The following is a 17,395-nucleotide window of genomic DNA, read 5'->3' as shown; positions in this document are numbered from 1 at the left end:
CCGCCGCCTCACGAGGACCGGGTGAGCTGATCGGCTCCCACGGACGGGCCGGGGATGCGCGCCGTACCGGTGGCGGGCATCGCCTCGCCGAGCAGCAGGGTGCGCACCACCCGCTCGGCGGCCCGGCCGTCCTCGAACTCGCAGAACCGCGCCCGGAAGTCGGCCCGCAGCGCCGCCGACTCCCCGTCCCGCCACGCCCCGGACCCGAACAGCCACGTCAACTCGCGCTGTGAGTAGGTGACATGGCCCGGCGGGCGGGCGGTGATGTCCAGATAGGCGCCCCGGCTCGCCCGGAACGTGTCCCAGTCGTCGGCGTGGACGACGATGGGCCGGTCCAGGACGGCGTAGTCGAACATGATCGACGAATAGTCCGTGACCAGCGCGTCCGAGGCCAGCATCACCTCCGCCGCGTCCGGCTCGTCCGTCGCGTCGACCACCACCCCGCGCCGGGCCAGCTCCGCCAGCCCCGACCCGCGCGCCGGGCCGGTCGCCAGCGACGGATGCAGCCGCACCACCAGCGTGTGCCCCTCGCCCAGGTCGGCCGCGAACGCCGCCAGGTCGATTCGGTCCACATGGCCGCCCCGGACGTAGTCACGCCGGGTCGGGGCGTAGAGCACCACCGTGTGGTCCTCGGGGATGCCGTGCCTGCGGCGGAACTCCCGGCCCCGCGAGGCGCCCGCGCCCACCAGCACGTCGTTGCGCGGGCTGCCGGTGCGCGCCGAGGTGAAGTGGCAGGGGAAGGCCCGCTCCCACACCAGCTCCGCGTGCCGGTTGCCGACCAGGCCGTAGTCCCAGCGGTCCGCCCGGCGCAGCATCCGGGGCACGTCGAAACCGAGCCGGGCGCCGGGCTTGTCCAGCAGATCGGCGCCCAGGTACTTCAGCGGGGTGCCCTGGTGGGTCTGGATGTGCGTGGCGCCGGGCCGCTTGACCAGCGCGCCGGGCCAGTTGACGTCGTTGACGAAGTACGAGGCCCGCGCCGTCACCTCCAGATAGCGCCGCGAGCCCAGCAGGACATGGTCGGTGTCCGGCGGCAGGGTCGCCGCCGTCTCCTCGTCCCGCACCACCCACACCCCGCGCAGGTGCGGCGCGATCACCCCGGCCGCCCGGTACACCGCCGCCGGGTCGCCGAGCATCCCCCGGTGCGAGGACGCCGAGTACACCACCAGGTCCGGGTCGAGCGGGCGGCGCGACTGCACCGCCGACCAGCCGCGCCGGGCCCGCGCCCCCGCCGCCGTACGCACCCGCGCCGCGCGCCGCCCGGCCTCGCGGCGCGCCTGCGCCGCCCGGCGCCGCAGCAGATACGCCCCGTACCCGCCCTCCAGCAGGGCCGTCTCGCCCTCCGCGCGGGTGCCCTCCGGCTTGTGCGCGCGGAACATCTCGGCCGTACGGCGGAAGAACTCCGCCTTGTCACCCGGCGGCAGCCGGTCCGGCTTGGCCAGGATGTCCAGACAGTGTTCGCCCATCTTGCGGTGCAGATACGGCCGCCACCGCCACAGCTCCGGGCGCCCCTCGACGAACGCGAAGACCCGCTCGTACTGGTCGTGCACGTCGAAGTGCTTACGGCTGGTGGTGGAGAGGATGTTGCCCTGCCTGCGCTGGCGGTAGTGCAGACAGATCCGGTCCAGGGTGGCGATCCGCCCGGCGCTCAGCATCACCGGGAACGTCCACGGGGTGTCCTCGTAGTAGCCCGGCGGGAACGCGAAGCCGCCTGCCGTCACGAAGTCGCGGCGGTAGACCTTGTTCCACACCACCATCAGCAGATCGAGGATCTCCGGGCGTTCGGCCGCGGTGAAGGTGCCGTCCTCGGCCGCGAGGACCTGGGCCAGGACGTTGCGGCGGGTGCCGCCCCACCAGTAGGTGCGGGCGTAGTCGAAGACCAGTACGTCCGGGTCGTCGGTCTCCGCCAGCCGGCCGGCGACGGCGGCGAGGGCGCCCGGTGTCAGGGTGTCGTCGCTGTCGAGGAAGAGCAGATAGTCGCCGGTGGCGTGCGGCGTCCCGGCGTTGCGGGCACGGCCGAGCCCCACGTTCTCCGGCAGATGCAGCACCTTCACACGCGGGTCGCGCTCGGCGTACTCGTCCAGGATCGCGCCGCAGCCGTCCGGTGAGCGGTCGTCCACGGCGATCACCTCCAGGTCGCCGAAGGACTGCCCGAGCACCGAGTCCAGGCACTCGCGCAGGAAGCCCTGCACCTTGAAGCAGGGGACGATGACACTGAAGCGGGGCACGGCGGATCAGCTCCTCACGAGGGACGCGGCGGCGGGGGCGGGCACACGCTCCGCGAGCGGCACCACCGGCGGCAGCGCCTCCGGCGGCTCACCGAGCAGCACCCGCCGGACGACGCGCTCGGCCGCGCGCCCGTCGTCGAACTCGCAGAACCGCTCCCGGAACGCGGCCCGGCGCGCGGCGGACTCCTCACCCCGGTACTCGCCCTCGCGGAAGATCCGCGCCAGCTCCTCGGGGGTACGGGCCACCGGGCCCGGCGCCTCGGCCATCAGGTCGAAGTAGACGCCCCGTGTCTCGCGGTAGACCTCCCAGTCGTCCGCGAACACCACGATCGGCCGGTCCAGGTTGGCGTAGTCGAACATGATCGACGAGTAGTCCGTGACCAGCGCGTCCGCCGCCAGGCACACGTCCTCCGCCGAGCGGTGCGCGGTGACGTCGATGATCCGGTCCGAACTCCGGGCCGTGCCCTGGTCGTAGAAGTAGTGGGCGCGCAGCAGCACCACCACGTCCTCCCCGGCCGCCTCGCAGAACTTCGCCAGATCCAGGCCCGGTTCGAAGCCGTTGGCGTGGTCGCGGTGGGTGGGCGCGTACAGCACCGCCGTGCTGCCCTCCGGGATGCCCAGCTCGCGGCGGACGCGGGCCACGTCCTCGGCGGTCGCCGTGCAGTACACGTCGTTGCGCGGATAGCCGTACTCCAACTGCTCGTAGGAGCCGGGGAAGGCGCGCTCCCACATCTGGGTGGAGTGCCGGTTGGAGGAGAGGTTGAAGTCCCAGCGGTCCACCCGGCCCAGCAGCTTGGTGAAGCTGCCCGACCGCGCGGCCACCACCGGGTACGTCGACTGGTCCACACCCATCTTCTTCAGCGGGGTGCCGTGCTGGGTCTGGAGATGCGTGCTGCCGGGCCGCTTGACGACGCCCTCGGCGAAGTTGGCGTTGTTCACCAGGTACTTGGCGCGGGCCAGCACCTCCCAGTACCGGCGTGAGCCGATCACCGCGTGCTCCACGCCCGCCGGCACCGTGTGCGCCTGGTCGGCCTCCACCAGGAACACCGACCTGACGTGCGGGGCGAGTTCGCGGGCCTTGGCGTGGATCGCGGCCGGGTTGCAGGCATAGCCCCGGCCCCAATAGGCGCAGTACACCGCGAGGTTGGGGTCGAGCGGACGGCGCAGCGCGCGGGCATAGCGCAGCCGGGTGCGCAGCATGCGCGGCTTCGGCAGCCGGCGCAGCGCCCCGGCGGCCACCCGGTTGACCCCGCGCAGGGCGCGGAACGGGGTGTACGCGCCCGCCGCCAGCAGCCGGTGCTGCACACCGAGACTCCCGCCGGGCGCCCGGTACCCGGCCGGGCGGTGCCTGCGGTACAGCCGCCCGGCGCGGCGGAAGAACGCCCGGTGGCCCTCGGTGAGCCGCTCGGGGCGGGACGCGGTCTTCAGTACCTGGGTGAACAGCTGCCCGAACAGCGCCCTGGCCCGCTCGGCCGGCAGCGCGCACTCGGCGGCCCGGCGCAGCACCCGGTCCACCTGGTCCAGCAGGTCGCGCTGGTGCGGTCCCGGCGCGTTGAGCCTGCTGCCCTGGCGGCGGGCCCGGTGCCGTACGACCGCCCGGCGCAGCACGGCGATCCGCCCGGCGGCGACCGTGACCAGGCCGCCCCAGCCGAGGTCGGTGAAGTGACCTTCGGGAAAGGTGAGTTCGTGCTCGGTGAGGAAGGCGCGCCGATAACACGCGCTCCAGGCCGGGAGCTGGACACCGGTGAGCCAGGGGGCCGCGCCGGGCGCGAAGGCGCCGCTCGGGGCCTTCGCCAGCACAGGGGCGGCGGGGTTGGCGGGCTCGCCCTCCCACCAGGGGACGCGCTCGTACTCGGCGTGCAGCACGTCGACGCCCGCGGTCTCGGTCAGCCGCTGGTCCAGCGCGGCCAGCGCGCCGGGCAGCAGCAGGTCGTCGCCGTCCAGGAACAGCACGTACCCGCCGCGCGCGGCCCGCAGCCCGGTGTTGCGCGCCCCGTCCAGTCCGGCCGACGGCGGTGAGTTCACCGGGAGCACCCGCCGGTCGCGCTCGGCGTACGCGGCGGCCACGGCGGCGGCCGGGGCGTCGGGGGAGTCGCAGACCGGGATCAGCTCCAGGTCGCCGAAGGACTGGGCGAGGACCGAGTCCAGGGCCTGCGACAGCCGGCCCGAGACCCCGTGGGAGGGAACGATGATGCTGAAGCGGGGCATGCTTTTCTTTCTGTCGTCTTGCGGACGCGTCCCGGCCGCCCGGCGGGACGCCGGGTGGACGGCCGGGTCGGCGTGGGCCGCGTCGTGCCGAGGGGCATGGAAACTCCCGGAAGGTCCAACGGTGTTCAGCGGCCCTCGGTGACGGGGAGCGGGCCGGAAGGTTGCGGCACGGACGCGAGCGGCGCCCGCACCAGGGCCTCGGCCGCCGACCGCGCCGGTCTGCGCGCGCCGGGCGGCACGGCCTCGGGCAGCCCCGCCGACTGGCCCAGCACCACATGGCGGACGACGCGCTCGGCGGCGTTGCCGTCGTCGTACGGGCAGAAGCGGTCGCGGAACGCGGCCCGCAGCCGGGCGGAGCGGACGCTTCGCCAGTGGCCGGAGGCGAACACGTCGACGACCTCGTCCTCGGTGCGGGCGAGCGGGCCGGGCGGGCAGGCCGGCAGGTCGACGTAGGCGCCCCGGACCGTGCGGAAGATGTCCCAGTCCCCGGTGTGCACCACCACCGGGCGGTCCAGCCCCGCGTAGTCGAACAGCAGCGGGGAGAAGTCGGTGAGCAGCGCGTCCGAGGCCAGGCACAGGGACGGCAGGTCCGGATGCGCGGAGACGTCGACGAGCCGGGCCCCCGCCGCCGTCGGCCCGGCGAGGGGAGCGCGGGTCAGGACGGTGAACCGGGGTCCGAGCAGGCCGACCAGCCGCTCCGGGTCCAGCGGCGGGGTCTGGGTGCGGCGGTGGTCGCGGCGCGCGGGCACGTACAGCACGGCGACCGCCCCCTCCGGCACACCCAGCGACGCGCGCAGCCGGGCCACGTCGGCCGAAGTGGCCCGCTGGAAGGTGTCGTTGCGCGGGCTGCCGTACTCCAGCGTGGTGTAGCCGCCGGGGTGGACCCGCTCCCAGGTCAGGGTGGAGTGCCGGTTGCCGGAGAGTACGTAGTCCCACTGGTCGACCTCGCGCAGCTGCCCGGCGAAGTCGGTGTCGCGGGCGGCCGCCGGGCGCTCCTGGAGGTCGAGGCCGGTGTGGCCGAGCGGGGTGCCGTGCCGGGTCTGCACGAAGACCTGGCCGGGGCGCTTGACCAGCCCGGGCCCGAAACCGGCGTTGTGCACCAGGTACTTGGAGCGGGCCAGCGCCGTGAAGTGGGCGGCCGTGCCGGGGCGGCCGAGCCAGGCGGTGCGGATGTGCGGGGCGTGCGCGTGGAACGCGGCCTCCAGCGCGCTCGGGTCGCAGCCGTGGTCCGGGCCCGGCAGGGCGGCGAACAGCGCGCGGTCGGCCCGCAGCGGCAGGCGGCGCTGCACCCGGTAGTGCAGGCGCAGCAGGGCCGCCCGCAGCTTCTGTGTCCAGCGTCCGGCCGACCCCCGTGCGTGGCGCCTGAGCGCGGCCGCGAGGCGCAGGGTGCGGAAGGTGCGGTGCAGGCCGTGCCGGACCAGGGCGCGGCGGAGGCCGGGCGGCGCCGGGGTGCCGGGGGCGCGGTGGCGGCGGCAGTGGGTGCGGGCCCGGCGCAGGAACGCGGCGTGGCTGCCGCGCGGCAGCCGGTCCCGGCGGGTGGCGATCGTGGTCAGGTGGTCGAGCATGCGGGCGTACAACTCCGGCCGCCAGCACTCCAGTTCCGGCCTCCCGGCGAGGTGGGCGAACACCCGGTCGTACTGGTCGAACACGTCGAAGTGGCGGGGGCTGGTGGTGCGCAGGATGCTGCCCCGGCGGCGCTGGCGGTAGTGCACACAGACCCGGTCCAGCGTGGCGATCGACCCGGCCGCCATCAGTACCGGGAAGGTCCACGGGGTGTCCTCGTAGTAGCCCGGCGGGAAGGTGAAGCCCTCGCGGGTGACGAACTCCCTGCGGTACGCCTTGTTCCACGCCACCATCAGCACCCGCAGCAGCCCCGGCCGGGCGGCCAGGGTGAAGGGGGCCGGGCCGTGCTCGGTGAGCCGGTCCGCGAGCCGGTTGCGCAGGGTGGTGCCGTCCCAGTGGGTGCGGGCGTAGTCGAAGACCAGGACGTCCGGCTCGCCCGTGCGCGCGATACGGTCCGCGACGGCGCGCAGGGTGTGCGGGGTGAGGGTGTCGTCGCCGTCGAGGAAGAGCAGGTAGTCGCCGCCCGCCTCGGCCAGCCCCGCGTTGCGGGCCGGGCCCAGGCCGGCGTTCTCCGCGAGGTGCACGGCCTTCACCCGGGGGTCGCGGGCCGCGTACTCGTCGATGATCGCGCCGCAGCCGTCCGGCGAGCGGTCGTCCACCGCGATCAGTTCGAAGTCCGGGTACGACTGCGAGAGCACCGAGTCCAGGCACTCGGCGAGGTACGCCTGCACCTCGTACGCGGGGACGATGACGCTGAACCTGGGCAAGGCACATCCATGGGTCGGTCGGCACGGGCCTTCTGCCCGGCAACGGCCGTCCGGGTGACTTGGTTACGGCTCCTACGGCATACGGGGGACGCCCGAGGGAGACCGCATGACTCCCTCGGGCAACACCTGTGCGGAAACCGCTACTTGACCGCTCCCGCCATGACCCCGGACACGAACTGCCGCTGGAAGGCGAAGAACACCGCCAGCGGGATCACCATGGACAGGAAAGCGCCGGGCGCGAGCACGTCGATGTTGTTGCCGAACTGCCGTACCTGCGTCTGGAGGGCCACCGTGACCGGCTGGGAGCCGGACTTGGTGAACACCAGCGCCACCAGCATGTCGTTCCACACCCACAGGAACTGGAAGATGCCCAGGCTGGCGATGGCGGGCGCGCCGAGCGGCATCACCACCCTTGCGAACAGCCTCAGTTCGCCCGCACCGTCCAGCCGGGCCGCCTCCAGCAGCTCGCGCGGGATCTCCGCGAAGAAGTTCCGCAGCAGGAACACCGCGAACGGCAGCCCGAACCCGATGTGGAACAGCACCACCCCGAGGATCGAGCCGAACAGCCCCACCTCGCCGAAGAGTTCCGCGATCGGGATCAGCGCCACCTGCACCGGCACCACCAGCAGCGCGACCACACCGAGGAACCACCAGTCGCGCCCGGGGAACTCCATCCACGCGAACGCGTAGGCCGCCAGGGAGCCGATCACGACCACGCCCAACGTCGCCGGGACCGTGATCAGCACGGTGTTGACCAGCGAGTGGGTGATGTCGCCGTTCTCCAGCAGCTTGCCGTAACTCTCGAAGGTGAGCCTGGACGGCTCGGTGAACACCGTCCACCAGCCGCTGGCGTTCATGTCCTCCGGCGAGCGCAGCGAGGAGATCAGCAGCCCGATCGTCGGCACCAGCCAGAACAGGCCCACCACGACGAGGACGAAGCGGACCAGACCGCCGCCCAGTCCCTCCACCAGCCGGGCGCCCAGCGAGCGCCGGCCCCGCACCGCGCCCTCGGCGGGCAGTTCGCGCACCCGTCCCGCGCTCTCGGTGTGCGTGCTCATCGCCTGCCCTCCCGCCGCAGCCTGCGGATGTTGAACAACATCACCGGGATCACCAGCAGCAGCAGGAACACCGCGATGGCGCTGGCCACACCGGGCCGCCCCTCGGAGAAGCCCTTGCGGTACAGCTCCAGCGCCAGCACGTTCGCGTCGTCCTGGGACGAGCCCGGCGCGATGATGTAGACGAGGTCGAACACCTTCAGCACGTTGATCATCAGCGTGACGGTGACGACCGCGAGCACCGGCGCCAGCAGCGGCACGGTCACCTTGCGGAACACCTGCCACTCGCTGGCCCCGTCCACCCGCGCCGCTTCCAGCAGTTCCCTCGGCACCCCGGCGAGCCCCGCCGCGATCAGCACCATGGCGAAGCCCGCCCACATCCAGACGTAGCTGCCGATGATCGCCGGGGTGACCAGGGCCGGGCCGAGCCAGTCGACGCCGTTGTACGCCTCCTTGAAGTTGTCGGCAGGAAGCCGCAGTCGAGCCCCGTCGGCGGAGGCGGGCAGGGTGAAGGTGCCGTCACCGGCCGCCGTGGCCGAGGCCACCACCTTGCCGTCCTTCACGGCCTCGATCCGCATCCCGGCGTACCCGACCTCGGCCGGGTCGGGCGCGCCCAGCCGGCCGACGCCCTTGCCGCGGGTGAAGTCCTGCCAGACCGTGCCGGTGACCTTCCCCGGCTCCGGCCGGGCGGCCGCCGCCCGCTTCGCGTCGTCCGGCAGCTTGTCCGGAGCCACGCCGACCATGGGCAGCGCGACCGGGCTGCCGGCCTTCACCGGGTCCCTGGTGACGAAGGCGCCGCCCTGCCCGACCAGCGGCGACTCGCGGCCGGGGTGCGCCTTCGGGAACGCCGACGACTGGGCGAAGGAGTCGTGCACGCCGACCCACACCGCGTTGGCGACCCCCTTGTCCGGGTCCTGGTCGTACACCAGCCGGAAGATGATCCCGGCGGCCAGCATCGAGATCGCCATCGGCATGAAGACGACCAGCTTGAACGCCGTTCCCCAGCGCACCCGTTCGGTCAGGACCGCGAAGACCAGACCCAGCGCGGTGGAGACGGTGGGCGCGAACACCACCCAGATCACGTTGTTCTTCAGCGCGGTGCGGATGCCGTCGTCGGTGAACAGCGCCTGGTAGTTGTCGAATCCGGCGAAGTGGTCGCCCGAGGAGTCGTAGAGACTGCGGACGACCGAGTACCCGATCGGGTAGAGCACGAGCGCGCCGAGCAGCACCAGGGCCGGCAGCAGGAAGAGCGCCGCCACCACCTTGCGGGTCCCGGTCACGCTCCTGCGGCTCTTCGGCGCGGCCGGGCCCGGAGGGGCCCCGGCCGCCGCTGCCGATGCCATGACCGGATCAGCCCCCGTTCCCGTACGCGGCCGCCGCGTCCTTCTCCAGCCTCGCCTGGGTGCCCGCGACGTCCTTCGGGTTCTTCAGGAAGTCCTGGAGGTCCTTCCACTCGCCCTTGCCGGGCGTGCCGCCGAACGCCTGCGGCGCCTGGTCGGACATGTCGAAGCGGAAGTCGTCGCCGGACGCGACCAGCGCCTTGGCGATGGTGCGCTGGGTGTCGTTCGGGTACGCCGAGAGCGGCACGTTCTTGTTCGGCGAGAGATAGCCGCCGAGCTTGGCCTGCACCGTCGCCGCGTCCGGGGAGGCCAGGAAGGTGGCCAGCGCCTGGGCCGCCTTGGAGTCCTTCAGGATCACCGCCGCGTCACCGCCGGAGACCACCGGCGCGGTCGAGCCGACCGCCGGGAACGGGAACACCTTGGCGTCCGCGCCCACCTTCGCCTTGGTCTCGCCGATGTTGACCTGCGCGAAGTCGCCCTCGTAGACCATCGCTGCCTTCGGCTGGTCGCCGCCGGTGAAGGTCTGGGTGACCGAGGCCGGGAACTCGGTCTGGAGCGCGCCGTCCGCGCCGCCCGCCACATAGTCCTTCTTGCCCCAGATCTGGGCGAGCGTGGTGAGGGCCTGCTTCACCGAGGGGTCGGTCCACTTGATCTCGTGCTTGGCGAGCTGGTCGTACTTCTCCGGGCCGGCCTGCGAGAGATAGACGTTCTCGAACCAGTCGGTCAGGGTCCAGCCGTCCGCGCCGCCCACCGAGAAGGGGGTGACCCCGGAGTCGTACACCGCCTGCGCGGTGGTCAGCAGCTCCGGCCAGGTCCCCGGCTCCTTGGCGCCCGCGTTCTCGAAGACGGCCGAGTTGTACCAGATCAGCGACTTGTTGGCGGCCTTGTAGTAGACGCCGTACGGCTTGCCGTCGACCTTGCCGATGTCCTGCCAGCCCGCCGAGTAGTTCTTCTGGAGCTCCTTCACCGCGTCCGGGCCGAGCGGCTTGGCCCACTTCTTCTCGACCGCCTGCCTGATCGCGCCCGGCTGCGGCAGCAGCGCCACGTCCGGCGGCTGCCCGCCCGCGATCTTCGAGCCGAGGAAGTTGATGATCGGGTCCTGCGCGGGCACGAACGTCACCTTCGCGCCCGTGCGCTTCTCGAACTCCGCGAGGACCTTCTTGAAGTTCTTCTGCTCGGTGCCGGTCCAGACGGCCGCGACCTCCAGCTGCGCGCCGTCCAGCTTCGGCAGGGTCACGGTGGAGCCGGTGGCACCGCCGCCGCCCTCCTCGCCGTCCTTCTTCCCGCCCCCGCCGGAGCAGGCGGTGAGCGCGAGGCCCCCCGCCAGCAGCGCGGCCAGGGCGGCAGAGGCCCGGTGCCTGCGGATCGTGTCGCTCGTGCTGCGCATCACTACCCCGTTCGTCGTTCTCCGTTGAACGTCGGAACACTTCCCGTGCGGACGCCGGAACACCGTCCGTCGCGCTCCGTAGTACGCCGGGCCACGGCGGGGCGGCAAGAGCGCCTGCGCCGTCCGGCCGCCCATCGTGACCGGCTCGTGATCGGGGAGGTATGCGCGCGGGGGGCCGGAAAGTTCCGGCCCCGGACCGTCAGAGCAGCGAGGGCACCTGGCCGGCCGACACCTGCCGGGCCGCCCGCTCCACCGCGCTCGCCAGCAGGGCCAGGTCGGTGGGGCCGTTGCCCAGCTCGCGCACCGGGCGCCGGGCCGGGGGGTCGCCCATCCGCTGCCAGTCCAGCGGCAGCACCGTCGGCCGCTGGGTCGCGGTGCGCGGGATGCGGCCCGTCACCCGGCCGCCCTGCACCCCGGTGACCCGGCCGTCCGGGTACGCCAGCACGCCACGCCCCGGCGCCGGTTCGCCCTCCGCGCCCCGCTCGGCCGGACTCGTACCGCGTCCGCCGGACGGCGCGTCCAGCGTCACCCGCAGCGTGGCCCGCCGCGCGGGCTCCGTCTCCGCCGTACGCCCGCCCGCGCCGGACGCGGCCACCAGGTGCACGCCGAGCCGCTCACCCTCGCGGGCCACCGCCTCCAGCGCCCGTACGACCGACCCGGCGGCGGGCCGGCCCGGCGAACCCAGCGCGGGGGAGACCAGCGCGTCCAGGTCGTCGACGACCACCACGAGCCGGGGCAGCGGGGGCGCCGCCTCGGTGTGCCGACGGGCGGCACCGGGCCGCAGCCGCAGCGTGGAGCTGGGCGGCGCCTCCAGGTCGCCGTTGCCCGCGCCGCGTCCGCCGGTGCCGCGCTGGGCGACCATCCGGCCGGACACCTCGTGCGCGGTGTGCCAGTGCGCGAAGTCGGTCAGCCCGACCAGCTCCGCCCGCCGCTTCAGCTCCGCGCTCAGCGACTGCGCGAACTCCCGCATGCGCACGGGGTCGTTGGCGATCAGGTGGGTGGTCACATGCGGTATGTCGGTACAGGACCGCAGCCCCTCGCCGACCCCGGCCGCCGTGCCGACGCCGTCCCTGCCGTCGATCAGCACCATGCCGAGCCGGTCCGGGCGCTCGGCGGCGGCCAGCGAGGCCACCACCGCCCGCAGCAGCTCCGTACGGCCGCTGCCGGGCGGCCCCTCGACCAGCAGATGCGGGCCGTCGGCCACCAGGTCGGCGGTCACCGGGCCGCGCGGACCGGCACCCAGCACCGCGCGGGCCCGGCCGCCCAGCGACTCGGCGTCGTCGGCCGCGTCCGCCCAGCGGGCCATCAGCGAGGCCGGGGTGGCACGGGCCAGCCCGAGTTCGTCCAGCAGCCGGGCCGACAGCGGCAGCGGCACGGCCACGCGCGCGTGCCGGGCGTCGGCCGGGGCGTCCGGGCGCAGCGGGGCCAGCGCCCGGGCGAACCGCTCCGCCCAGGCCGCCGACACCGCGTCCACGGCGGCGAGGGTGCCCGGCCCCACCGGACCGGTGGGCGCCACCCGCATCAGCCGCAGCGCGGTGGCCACGTCCCCGCTGAGCAGCGCCACCGCCCCGCACTCCCGGAAGGTGGGCGTCACCGCGCAGGCCGCCTCGTAGGTCTCCATCAGCGGGGAGGCGGGGGAGGCTGGCGCGGTCTCGGCCAGGCACACCACATGCACCCCGGCGCGCGACCCGCTCACCGCAAGCCGCGCCACGTCCTCCCGCAGCGCCGAGCCGCCGGGATCGCCGTCCACCACGACCACCGTGTACGGCCCCGGATGCCCGTCCGGGCCGGGCCGGAAGGCGGCCGGGTCCGTGCTGCTCTCGACGCGGCGCAGCAGTTCCCCGGTGCGGGCCGCCGCCTGCTCGCGGTCGTAGGCCAGCAGCAGCCGGCAGTCCTGGCCGTGGCCCGGCCGGACGTGCGGCAGCCAGCCCAGCCACGACCACTCGGCCGTGCGCTCCTCCACCGAGCGGGAGCGGTCCGCGCTGATCAGCACGATCTCCAGCAGGTCGGGGGAGTGCAGCGCGGCGAGCTGGGCCAGCACCGCGCGGGCCAGCCCCGCGAGCCGGGGGCGCGGACCGGCCAGGCCCAGGGAGCCCGCCTCGCGCAGCGCGGCCGTCACCGGCACGGCGGGGAGCGCCGAGCCGTCCGGCGCGGTCCGGTCGGCGGTGCCGAGCCGCACCGCCAGCGCCTCGTGGTGTCCCGGCCCCCGCTCCCACAGCCGGGGGCCCGGACCGAGCGCCGTCAGCAGCAGCGCGGCAGGGTCCGGCCAGGTCTCCGGGCGCCGGAACGCCTCGGGCACGGCCGAGGGGACCGTCTCGGCGTACGGGGCCTCCTCGGCCTGGACGTCCTCGCCCCGACCGCCGGTCAGCTTGCGCGCCCAGGCGCCGATGCCGCCCCGGCGCCGGGCGGCGGGGAGGTCGGTGCCCCGGACGGGGGTGCCCTTACGGGTGGGGGAGTCCAGTTCGTCGGGGTGGGCGCGGTCGGCCGGGTGGCCGGGGTGGGTGTCGTGCTCCTCGTACCGGCCGGTGAGGTGGTTGGGGGCCCGGCTCTCGATGCGGGGCGCCCCGCCCTGCTCGGGTACGGCCGCCCGCTCCATGCGCTCCGCGCCGACCCGGTCGGCCGTGCCGTACGCGTGCCCGGTCGGGCCGTCCGGCGCGGCCGCGTCCGGGGCGGTGCCCGGGGTTTCCCAGGGGCAGGCTTCGGGGTCGTCCCCGAGGGGCACCCGGACACAGCCCTCCCCGTCCGGCACCGTGCGCACCCGGGCTCCGGGGCCCCCTGACGGGGTCACCCTGAGCGCCGATTCACCCAGGCGCAGCAGACCGCCCGACGGAAAGCGCAGCGGGCGGTCGGTGACGCGGACGCCGTCCAGCGTGGTGCCGTTGGTGGAGTCCAGGTCGGTCACCGAGACCCGGCCCTCGGCGGTGACGTTGACCGCGCAGTGCAGCCGGGACACGTCCGGGTCGTCCAGGGGTACGTCGGCGTCGGCGGAGCGGCCCACCGTTATCCGGCCGCCGTGCAGCAGATGGACCCCGCCCGCGTCCGGGCCCGCGACCACATGGAGCTGGGTCGGGGCGTCGTCCAGCTCGGGATGCGGCTCCGGGGCCGCCGGGGCGCCGAGCGACAGCACCGCGCCGTCGACCAGCGGGGGTTCGCCGAGGGTGTGGCGGCGCGGGTCCAGGCGGTCCGTGCCCGCGTACAGCACCACCGGGGCGCCGCCGCCGTCCCGGCCGGCCCCGCTCTCCCCGGTGACCGCCGAGGCCAGCGCGGGCGCCACCGACGCCAGCTCGGTGCCCGTGGGCGCCGTGACCAGCACGTCGCGCGTCGCGGCGCCACCCCGCCTCGGGGACGCGCCCTGCGGATCTACGACGGTCAGCCGGATCTGCATCGCCGTCAGCGGTCCCTTCTGCCCGGCCGCGGAGGTCCCCCACTCCGCACGGGCACGTAGGCCAGTACTGCAGGCATCCTCGCACCTGTCGCGGCTCTCCCGCCCGCGTCCCGGTACGAAGTGATCTTGATTGGTCAGCTCTGCCCCCAAAAGTGCCTGACCAGTAATGCGGCGGCGATCACTTGAGATCGGTCACGCACCTCAATGGGCAACCGGCGGACCGAGGTGAGCGTCTTTCCTCCGAACATGGACCGGAAGCCGCACGTAGTACACAAGGGGCGGCTCCGGGACAGGCCACTACAGTGGTCGGAACGCCGGAACACCGGTGGCAATCAGCGAGCAAGCAGCAGGGAGCGCGTGACGTGCGGCCAGTCGGCAGCAAGTACCTGCTCGAGGAGCCGCTCGGACGCGGCGCCACGGGCACCGTCTGGCGCGCCCGCCAGAGGGAGACGGCGGGCGCCGAGGCGGCCGTGGCCGGGCAGCCCGGCGAGACCGTCGCCATCAAGGTCCTGAAAGAGGAGCTGGCGAGCGACCCGGACATCGTGATGCGCTTCCTGCGCGAGCGCTCCGTACTGCTCCGGCTCACCCACCCCAACATCGTCCGGGTCCGCGACCTGGTCGTCGAGGGCGATCTGCTGGCGCTCGTCATGGACCTCGTCGAGGGCCCCGACCTGCACCGCTACCTGCGCGAGAACGGCACCTTCTCGCCCGTCGCCGCCTCCCTGCTCACCGCTCAGGTCGCCGACGCGCTCGCCGCCAGCCACGCCGACGGCGTCGTCCACCGCGACCTGAAGCCCGCCAACGTGCTGCTGCGCCAGTACGACGGCCGGATGCACCCGATGCTGACCGACTTCGGCATCGCCCGGCTGGCCGACTCACCCGGCCTGACCCGTACCCACGAGTTCGTCGGCACCCCCGCCTACGTCGCCCCGGAGTCCGCCGAGGGCCGCCCGCAGACCTCCGCCGTCGACGTCTACGGCGCCGGCATCCTGCTGTACGAGCTGGTCACCGGCCGTCCGCCGTTCTCCGGCGCCACCGCGCTCGAGGTCCTGCACCAGCACCTGAGCGCCGAGCCGCGCCGCCCCTCCACGATCCCCGACCCGCTGTGGACGGTCATAGAGCGCTGCCTGCGCAAGAACCCCGGGGAACGGCCCAGCGCCGAGAACCTCGCCCGCGCCCTGCGCGTCGTGGCGGAGGGCGTCGGAGTGCACGCGAACCCGGCCCAGATCGCCGCGGCCGAGGGCGTCGGCGCCTTCCTCGCCCCCGACCCGGCCCCGGCCCCCGTACCGGGCGTGCCCGGTGCCTCCGACGCCACCCAGGTACTGCCCCCGAACGCCGCCCAGGGGGCCTACGACCCCAACGCGGCCACCAGCTTCCTGCCGCACACCGCCGGCCCGCACGGCGCCGCCGACCCGACCACCGTGCTCCCGAGCACCGGCGCCGGCGACCCCACCACCGTCATGCCACCGATGCCGCAGGGCCGGCCGGGCCAGTACGACCCGCAGGACCCCTACGGGCAGAACCAGCAGGGACAGCAGCAGCCCGACCAGCCGCACCCCTGGCAGACCCAGCTCCGCGCCGCCCGCGACCGCAACGACCAGACCCAGGTCCAGTACCTCGACCCGGACGAGGACCCGCTGCGCCGCCGCCCCCAGCGGCAGGCCGCCCGTCCTCAGCACCAGCCCCAGCAGCCGCGTCAGCAGCAGCCGCAGCAGCGCCCGCAGCCCCGGCGCTCGACCCCGCAGCCGCAGCAGTACTCCCCGCCGCCGCAGCCCGAGCGCTACGCCCCGCCGGAGCCGCAGCGACCCGCGCGCGAGCCCCGCCCGCCCCGGCAGCGCGGCGCCAACCCGATGAAGATCCCCGGCCTGGGCTGCCTCAAGGGCTGCCTGTTCACGATTGTCATCCTGGTGGTGGCTAGCTGGCTGATCTGGGAGCTGACCCCGCTGCACACCTGGGTCGGCCAGGGCAAGGGCTACTGGGACCAGCTCAGCGACTGGGCCGGCTCGGTCGGCGACTGGTTCAAGAACCTGGACAGCTCGACGGGCGGCGGCAACTGAAGACCCGCCCCCAGGACCGGTTCTGGGGACTTGTCGACACCCAGCGGGTGATTTCCGGCTCCGCGGTGAAGGCGCGCCCTACGGCCGCGTAGTTTTGTCGACCGGGGCAACACGCGTCTGTAGGAGCAGTCTTGGCACGGAAGATCGGCAGCCGGTACACCGCCAACCAGATCCTGGGGCGGGGCAGCGCCGGGACAGTGTGGCTGGGCGAGGGACCGGACGGACCCGTCGCCATCAAGCTGCTGCGCGAGGACCTCGCCTCCGACCAGGAGCTGGTCGGCCGCTTCGTCCAGGAGCGCACCGCGCTGCTCGGTCTCGAACACCCGCACATCGTCACCGTCCGGGACCTGGTGGTCGACGGCAACGACCTCGCCCTGGTCATGGACATCGTCCGGGGCACCGACCTGCGCACCCGCCTGGAGCGCGAGCGCCGCCTCGCGCCCGAGGCCGCGGTGGCCATCGTCGCCGACGTCGCGGACGGCCTCGCCGCCGCGCACGCCGCGGGCGTCGTCCACCGGGACGTCAAGCCCGAGAACATCCTCCTCGACATGCGCGGCCCGCTCGGCCCCGGCGGCGCCCACCCGGCGCTGCTCACCGACTTCGGCGTGGCCAAGCTCATCGACTCGCCCCGCCGCACCCGTGCCACGAAGATCATCGGCACCCCCGACTACCTCGCCCCCGAGATCGTCGAGGGCCTGCCCCCGCGCGCCGCCGTCGACATCTACGCCCTGGCCACGGTCCTCTACGAGCTGCTCGCCGGCTTCACCCCCTTCGGCGGCGGCCACCCTGGCGCGGTCCTGCGCAGACACGTCACCGAGACCGTCGTCCCGCTGCCCGGCATCCCCGAGGAGCTGTGGCAGCTCATCGTCCAGTGCCTCGCCAAGGGCCCCGCCTCCCGCCTGCGCGCCTCCGAACTCGCCACCCGCCTGCGCGAACAGCTGCCGACCCTCACGGGCATCCCCCCGCTGGAAGTGGACGAGCCCGACCCCGAGGCCGCCCCGGAGGGTCCCCCGGCACCGCTGCCCCCCGACCAACCGGTCCGCCGCCGGGGCGCGGTCTCCCTGGTCCCCGGCGCCAAACCCGACTCCAACCGCGACACCCACACCTCCATGCGGGTCCCCGCCCCCGACGAACTCGCCGGCGGCGCCCACGGCACAGCCCGAGCCCCCCGCACCCCCGGCGCCCCCCGCCCCGGTTCCGCCCGCCACCGAGCCGCCGCCCGTCGCCGCAAACTCACCCTGACGATCGCGGGCACGCTGCTGGCCGCGGCGGTCGGCTACGGAGTCTGGTCCACCTCCACCGACGACACCCCACCCCAGGACACCCAGACGACGTCGACCCCCTGACCGCCCGGGGCTCCGCCCCGGACCCCGCTTCCGCCGGTTTCCCACCCACCCGTCTCGGCAGG

General features: G+C 74.3%; 9 protein-coding genes. 2 read left to right on the top strand and 7 right to left on the bottom strand.

The genetic code is table 11. From position 1 onward, the window contains the following. Nucleotides 1-8: 8 nt before the first annotated feature. The 7 genes from ACIGA3_RS05270 to ACIGA3_RS05240 form a co-directional block, all read right to left on the bottom strand. Nucleotides 9-2,225: a CDP-glycerol glycerophosphotransferase family protein gene (locus tag ACIGA3_RS05270; protein ID WP_399710686.1), complete on the bottom strand. Its 2,217-nt coding sequence runs from the start codon at nucleotides 2,223-2,225 to the stop codon at nucleotides 9-11. Nucleotides 2,226-2,231: 6 nt separating this feature from the next. Beyond that, nucleotides 2,232-4,433 carry a CDP-glycerol glycerophosphotransferase family protein gene (locus ACIGA3_RS05265; protein ID WP_399710684.1) on the bottom strand — a complete coding sequence of 734 codons (2,202 nt, stop codon included), beginning with the start codon at nucleotides 4,431-4,433 and terminating at the stop codon, nucleotides 2,232-2,234. 125 nt (nucleotides 4,434-4,558) lie between these two features. Further along, on the bottom strand, nucleotides 4,559-6,763 hold the full coding sequence (locus ACIGA3_RS05260) for a CDP-glycerol glycerophosphotransferase family protein (RefSeq protein ID WP_399710682.1): 2,205 nt from the start codon (nucleotides 6,761-6,763) through the stop codon (nucleotides 4,559-4,561). 140 nt (nucleotides 6,764-6,903) lie between these two features. Beyond that, nucleotides 6,904-7,821 carry a carbohydrate ABC transporter permease gene (locus tag ACIGA3_RS05255; RefSeq protein ID WP_399710681.1) on the bottom strand — a complete coding sequence of 306 codons (918 nt, stop codon included), beginning with the start codon at nucleotides 7,819-7,821 and terminating at the stop codon, nucleotides 6,904-6,906. After that, complete coding sequence (locus ACIGA3_RS05250; protein WP_399710679.1) at nucleotides 7,818-9,161, bottom strand: carbohydrate ABC transporter permease; 1,344 nt, start codon at nucleotides 9,159-9,161, stop codon at nucleotides 7,818-7,820. Before ACIGA3_RS05250 ends, ACIGA3_RS05255 begins: the two co-directional genes overlap by 4 nt. 7 nt (nucleotides 9,162-9,168) lie before the next feature. Beyond that, complete coding sequence (locus ACIGA3_RS05245; RefSeq protein WP_399710677.1) at nucleotides 9,169-10,545, bottom strand: ABC transporter substrate-binding protein; 1,377 nt, start codon at nucleotides 10,543-10,545, stop codon at nucleotides 9,169-9,171. Between the two features lie 199 nt (nucleotides 10,546-10,744). Next, nucleotides 10,745-13,930: an FHA domain-containing protein gene (locus tag ACIGA3_RS05240; RefSeq protein ID WP_399710675.1), complete on the bottom strand. Its 3,186-nt coding sequence runs from the start codon at nucleotides 13,928-13,930 to the stop codon at nucleotides 10,745-10,747. Between the two features lie 362 nt (nucleotides 13,931-14,292). Between ACIGA3_RS05240 and ACIGA3_RS05235 the strand changes: the two genes are divergently transcribed. Together ACIGA3_RS05235 and ACIGA3_RS05230 are read left to right on the top strand one after the other, a co-directional pair. After that, nucleotides 14,293-15,987 carry a serine/threonine-protein kinase gene (locus tag ACIGA3_RS05235; protein ID WP_399710673.1) on the top strand — a complete coding sequence of 565 codons (1,695 nt, stop codon included), beginning with the start codon at nucleotides 14,293-14,295 and terminating at the stop codon, nucleotides 15,985-15,987. A gap of 131 nt (nucleotides 15,988-16,118) precedes the next feature. After that, a complete protein-coding gene (locus ACIGA3_RS05230) occupies nucleotides 16,119-17,333 on the top strand; it encodes a serine/threonine-protein kinase (RefSeq protein WP_399710671.1) in 1,215 nt (404 codons plus the stop codon). Nucleotides 17,334-17,395: the final 62 nt, after the last annotated feature.

The organism is Streptomyces sp. NPDC085596 (assembly GCF_044541565.1).
Lineage (GTDB): Bacteria > Actinomycetota > Actinomycetes > Streptomycetales > Streptomycetaceae > Streptomyces.
The sequence above is the reverse complement of the archived record's forward strand: the minus strand, read 5'-3'. Positions and strand labels throughout refer to the sequence as shown.